A 3,850-nucleotide genomic window follows, 5' to 3' on the forward strand; every position below is an offset into this window, starting at 1 on the left:
CGTCCATCCCGCCCGGACCCGCCGGGGGCGGGTCCGGGCGGGATGGACGATGCCGCTGGACGCGATCGCCTACGTGCGCCGCGTCCCCTGACCGGCCCCGGGTCGGTCAGGGGACCGGGTCGGTCAGAGATCCGGGGGCGGTCAGTCAGTCCTCCGGCAGGACCTCGTTGCGGCTCATCGGATTGGCCGCGACGAAGGCTCGGGTCTGCTCGTAGGCGCGCTGGATGTATGCCTCCAGCTCCGAGCGCTCCACCCGCCACTGGCCCCGGCCGCCGATCTTGATGGCGGGGAGCTCGCCCGAGCGGACGAGGGCGTAGGTCTGGCTGGACGAGATGTTGAGGATGTCCGCCACATCGCTCAGCTGAAGGAAGCGGTCGTTCATCAAAGTCCTCCTGATGAGGGCGGATGTCTCTCCTCACGTGTGTATCAGAGATACCACCGCTCATCGCGTCCAGATGCATCAGCTTGTGGATAACTACGCGCGGACGCGGCCGAAAGCCCTCGCTCGCCGATGTTCTTGCCCGCTTCCGCCCGAGCCCGCCGTCGATGGCCGGCATCGGGCCTCGCCGAGCCACTGACCTGCATCGCTACCGGCGTGCGGCGCCGCAGGACGGCACGGCGGCCGACGTGGGTGACGCGAATATCGTGCGGCTTTGTTCCGATCGCGCATCGCTCCAGGCCGGCTGCGCGTCCAACCGGGTGAGCTCAGGACACCGGGATGTCGCTGCGCACGGCCGTCGGCGAACACCGATTGTCGATGGTGGCGTTCCGCAGCGGAATCCTCGCTGGTTTCGGTGGGTTCGGGGCCTTCGACCGCGTACGCTCTGCGACCGGAAGGTGTGAACATGCACCAATGGTCCGGCCAGGAGAAAAGGGAGGTCTCCCGGTGACCGAGCTCGCCGCGGCGCCGGTCCGTTCCGAGGCGCCCCCGCCGCCCGGCTCGCCTCCTGCCCGCCGGTTGACCCGGCGGCGGTGGCGGGACTCCCGGCTGCTCATCGGGGTGCTGCTGGTGCTCGTCTCGGTCGTCGTGGGGGCGCGGCTGTTCGCGCTGGCGGACTCGACCCGGCAGTGGGTGGTGGCGAAGTCGGCCCTGCCCGCCGGGCACGTCGTCGTGGCGGGAGACCTGACCACGGTGTCCGCCCGCCTTGATGACGCGACGTCCGACCGCTACTACCCCGGCGGCCGCCTGCGGAACCTGACCGGCGCCACCCTCGCCCGGCCCGTCGACGCCGGGGAGCTCGTCAGCGGAGCCGACTTCGCCGGACGGAACATGCAGTCCACCAGGCTGGTCCCCGTCATCGTCAAGGCGGGTCGGCTGCCGGCCCTCGAGCCCGGTGATCACGTCGACGTCTACGTGTTCTCCGCCGGGGCCGCGGCGGCCACCGGCTCCGGAGACCAGGCCGGCGACCAGCCGAACCAGCCGAACCAACCGGCGCCGGCCGCGGGGGCCGGTGCCGAGTCGCTGGTCCTGCACGACGTCGAGTTCGTCGGGCTGGAGAAGCTGGCCAGCGGCGACCGTTCGCTGACGCTGCGGGTGCCGGTCGACAACGCGATCCAGGCGGTGGCGGCGTCACAGAGCGAGCGGGTCGACGTCGTGAAGCTCGAACGGGACTCCCGCGGCGGCGTCGGCTCGACCGGACCGACCACCGTGGCGGGGTTCGGCCGGTGAGCCTGCCGATCCTGACCGCGGTGACCGACTCCGAGGTCGAGGCCGGCCTGGTCTCGGCCTTCGATCGCCGCGATCTCGGCGTCACTGTGGTCCGCCGCTGCGTCGACCTGCCGGATCTGCTCGCCGCGGCGACGACCGGTGCGGCTCGGGCGGCACTGCTGTCGGCCGATCTGCGCCGGCTGGACCGCGATGCGCTGACCCGGCTGGCGATGGCCGGCATCGCCGTGGTCGGCCTGATCGCACCCGGGGACGAGGACGCGGACCGCCGGCTGCGCCAGCTCGGGGTGGCCGCGGTTATCCCCGCGGATGCCACCGCCGAGGTGGTCGCCGGTGCCGTCGTCGAAGCCTCCCGTGCGCTGGCGTCGCACGCCGCCGCGCCGGCGAACTGGCCGGCCGCCGCCTCCTCCTACAGCGAGCCGCTGCTGGGTTTCGGGCAGCTCGCCCCGGCAGGCGCCGGCACCGACGGCCTCGGTCTCGGCGAGGCTGGCGGCGGCCGGGTGATCGCGGTCTGGGGGCCAGCCGGCGCGCCCGGGCGCACGACGATCGCGCTCTGCCTTGCCGCCGAGATCGCCGCGCTGGGGACCTCGACGCTGCTGGTGGACGCCGACTCCTACGGCGGGGCGATCGGCCAGCTCGTCGGCCTGTTGGAGGAGGCGCCGGGCCTCGCCGCCGCGGCCCGGTCCGCCAACCAGGGCCTGCTCGACGTGCCGCGGCTGGCGCTGCTGTGCCGAGACCTGGGCGAGGGCCTGCGGGTGCTGCCGGGCATCTCCCGGCCGTCGCGGTGGCCCGAGCTGCGCCCGGCGTCCATCGAGACGGTGCTGTCGATGGCCCGGCGGCTGGCGTCGTACGTGGTGGTGGACTGCGGCTTCTGCCTGGAGGCGGACGAGGAGCTGTCGTTCGACACCGCGGCGCCGCGGCGCAACGGGGCGACGCTCGCGGTGCTGGAAGCGGCCGACATCGTCCTCGCGGTCGCCTCGGCGGAACCGGTCGGTCTGGTCCGGTTCGTCCGTGGGTTGGCCGATCTGCGGGAGACCGTCCCGGCGGCCGATCCGCTCGTGGTGGTCAACCGGCTGCGGGCCTCGGTCGTCGGCGGTGACCCGGCCCGGGAGGTCAGCCGGGCGATCCTGCGCCACACGGGGACCGAGCCGGTCGCGCTCGTGCCCTACGACCTCGCCGGGCTGGATGCCGCGCAGGTCGCGGGTCAACTCCTGCGGGACATCGCGCCCACGTCGCCCGCCCGGTTGGCGATCCGGGACCTGGCCACCCGCCTGGCCGGGCGGCCCGGGGCCGCCCGCCGGCGCCGCGGCGGGTTCCGGCGCCAGTCGCGGTAGTCGGTCACTGACCGCGCGGTTCGCGCCTTCCGTCCGCCCCCATTCGCCCTCCGTTCACACGTCGTTCGTCCTGCGGACGCCCCCGTTCACGCGCGCTGGCTGGGGGTGCGCGCGGCTCGTCGGACCGGGCGATGGCGACTCACCGTTACGCTCTTGGCATAACGGTGACATAAAGTATTCGTCTTGTCATGGATGTGTAGTGGGCACGGTTACAGCGAGCGATTCGCGGGCATCGCTGTGTCGAACGGTTTTGGTCAAGAAGTAAAGGGGATCTTACTCAAAGCTACTAGTGGCATGAGATCGGCAACTTTTTAATATTGATCTGATGCGCTGTGGAGCGAAGGGATGAATAAAGATGCGGTCATGCTGCAGAACGTGATGCAATGTATGTCTGCGTAAGAATCCCCTTTCGGCAACGTTACGTTAGTGTTGAGCAGGCCTCGGAGGTGCCATCCGGAGCACGGTCGCAACCGCGACCGGCGATCCGGGCGGCACGGGGATGCTCGGGCGAGACGGCTTGGGGGTGTGTCGGGTGAGCCGGGAGTACGCGAAGGCGGTGGGCGCCCGCCTACGGGCGATTCGGATACAGCAGGGGCTGTCGCTCCAGGGGGTCGAGCAGAAGTCGCGCGGTCGCTGGAAGACCGCCGCCGTCGGCTCCTACGAGCGCGGGGACCGCATGATCAGCGTCCACCAGCTCTCCGAGCTCGCCGGGTTCTACGGCGTGCCGGTGTCGGCGCTGCTGCCCAGCGAGGACCAGCTGCCCCCGCGCGAGCGTCGCCCGCGCACGGTCCTGAACCTGGAGAAGCTCAGCGAGGCCCCGCCCGACACCTCCGCGCTCGTCCGGCGTTGG

The 3,850-nt window shown here is 71.8% G+C and carries 4 protein-coding genes; 3 read left to right on the plus strand and 1 reads right to left on the minus strand.

Annotated elements, in window-relative coordinates:
• Positions 1-145: 145 nt before the first annotated feature.
• Positions 146-382 (minus strand): helix-turn-helix domain-containing protein, encoded by a 237-nt coding sequence (locus NBZ85_RS28775; RefSeq protein ID WP_261559907.1) that lies wholly within the window; start codon positions 380-382, stop codon positions 146-148.
• A 504-nt stretch (positions 383-886) separates the two neighbouring features.
• On the opposite strand from NBZ85_RS28775, the gene NBZ85_RS28780 reads away from it, so the two are divergent.
• From NBZ85_RS28780 to NBZ85_RS28790, 3 genes are all read left to right on the plus strand, one after another.
• Positions 887-1,669 carry an SAF domain-containing protein gene (locus NBZ85_RS28780; protein ID WP_261559906.1) on the plus strand — a complete coding sequence of 261 codons (783 nt, stop codon included), beginning with the start codon at positions 887-889 and terminating at the stop codon, positions 1,667-1,669.
• Positions 1,666-3,000: a CpaE/TadZ family protein gene (locus NBZ85_RS28785; protein ID WP_261559905.1), complete on the plus strand. Its 1,335-nt coding sequence runs from the start codon at positions 1,666-1,668 to the stop codon at positions 2,998-3,000. The genes NBZ85_RS28780 and NBZ85_RS28785 overlap by 4 nt, the downstream gene beginning before the upstream one ends.
• Before the next feature lie 532 nt (positions 3,001-3,532).
• Positions 3,533-3,850 (plus strand): helix-turn-helix domain-containing protein (locus NBZ85_RS28790; protein WP_261563096.1); only part of this gene is annotated, 318 nt, incomplete at its 3' end.

Origin of the sequence: Frankia tisae, assembly GCF_025403405.1 — a bacterium.
Taxonomy (GTDB): domain Bacteria; phylum Actinomycetota; class Actinomycetes; order Frankiales; family Frankiaceae; genus Frankia; species Frankia tisai.